The 1,833-nt window shown below is 74.9% G+C and carries 1 protein-coding gene; it reads right to left on the reverse strand.

The features are described 5' to 3' along the window. Positions 1-475: 475 nt before the first annotated feature. Complete coding sequence (locus BZY54_RS48365) at positions 476-1,771, reverse strand: ribonuclease D (protein WP_086731573.1); 1,296 nt, start codon at positions 1,769-1,771, stop codon at positions 476-478. Positions 1,772-1,833: the final 62 nt, after the last annotated feature.

The following is a 1,833-nucleotide window of genomic DNA, read 5'->3' on the forward strand; positions in this document are numbered from 1 at the left end:
GTCCGCCTGGCGTGGGCAGTCCTGTGGCGAGGTGATCCGCGTGGCGTGGGCCGGCGGTGTGACCTGTGCGATCCGCTTGGCGGGGGCGATGGCCTCACCTGAGCAGTCCACGTGGCACGGGCGACCGCGTGCGCTCCGCGACCCGCCCGGCGTGGGCTGTCCGGGTGGCCTGGGCAGTCCGCGTGGCGCGGGTTCTCGCGGGGCCTGGTCAGTCCGAGTGGGGCGGGCAGCCCGGTGGCCTCGGAGAACCACGCAACGCGGGCGACCGCTTGGCCGGGGCGATACGCCTGACGCGGGCAACCCGCACGGTGCGGGCGGCGCAGGCGACCCGTACGGCCGCGGGCGGCGTGGGCAACCCCCACACCGCGGGCATCCTGTGGCCTGGGAGATTCGCCTGTGCGGGTGGTCGCGTGGGCGGGGCGGTCCGTCTGGCGCAGGCACCCGAGGGCCGCGACCCCGCCGAACACGAGGAACCCTAGGCACCCGTGCCGTTCGTCGACAGGGCCTTCACCAGTACGGGCGTGACCTGCTCGATCTGCCACGGGCGCGCGCCGTACTTGGCCAGTGCGGCGGCCACCGACTCGTCGTCGGCGCCCTTCGGCGGCTCCCAGCACAGCCGCCGCACCGTGTCCGGTGCGACGAGGTTCTCCTGCGGCATGTTCAGCTGCTCGGCCAGCGCGGAGACGGCCGCGCGGGCCGCCGTGAGGCGAGCCGCGGCGACGGGGTCCTTGTCGGCCCACGCGCGCGGCGGCGGCGGTCCGGTGACCGGCTGCCCGGGCTGCGGCAGCTGGGACTCGGGGAGGGCCTTGGCCCGTTCCACCGCGGTCTGCCACTGCTCCAGCTGCCGTCGGCCCATCCGGTGGCCGAAGCCGTTCAGCGCGGCGAGCGCGTGCACGTTGGACGGCAGCGCGAGCGCGGCCTCGACGATGGCCACGTCCGACAGCACCTTGCCCGGCGAGACGTCCCGCCGCTGGGCCACCCGGTCCCGGGTCTGCCACAGCTCCCGTACGACGGCCAGCTGCCGCCTGCGCCGCACCCGGTGCATCCCGGACGTGCGCCTCCAGGGGTCCTTGCGGGGCTCGGCCGGCGGTGCCGAGGCGATGGCGTCGAACTCCTGCAGGGCCCACTCCAGCTTGCCCTGCCGGTCCAGCTCCTTCTCCAGCGCGTCGCGCAGGTCGACGAGCAGTTCCACGTCGAGAGCGGCATAGCGCAGCCACGGCTCGGGCAGCGGCCGGGTCGACCAGTCGACGGCGGAGTGGCCCTTCTCCAGCACGAAGCCGAGCACGTTCTCCACCATCGCGCCGAGCCCCACCCGCGGGAACCCGGCCAGCCGGCCGGCCAGCTCGGTGTCGAACAGGCGGCTGGGCACCATGCCTATCTCGCGCAGGCACGGCAGGTCCTGGGTGGCGGCGTGCAGTACCCACTCGACGCCGGACAGCGCCTCGCCGAGGCCGGACAGGTCCGGGCAGGCGATGGGGTCGATCAGAGCGGTCCCGGAGCCCTCGCGGCGCAGCTGCACCAGATAGGCGCGCTGGCCGTAGCGGTAGCCGGAGGCTCGCTCGGCGTCGACGGCGACGGGGCCGGAGCCGGCGGCGAACGCGGTGATCACCTCGGCGAGCGCGTCGGCGTCGGCGATCACGGGCGGAATGCCCTCGCGCGGCTCCAGCAACGGGATCGGCGCCCCCGTGTCAGAAGATCCGCCGTCGTCCGGAGGGGCGCCTCCGGTGGTTCGCAGTGGGCTGTCTGCTGCGGTTTCTCGGGCGTCGGTCACCTGTCAAGGGTATCCGTGGATGGACGGCGCCCGCCGACGGAACGTTCCGTCGGCGGGCGCCG

It is taken from the genome of Streptomyces carpinensis (assembly GCF_002154505.1).
GTDB lineage: Bacteria > Actinomycetota > Actinomycetes > Streptomycetales > Streptomycetaceae > Streptomyces > Streptomyces carpinensis.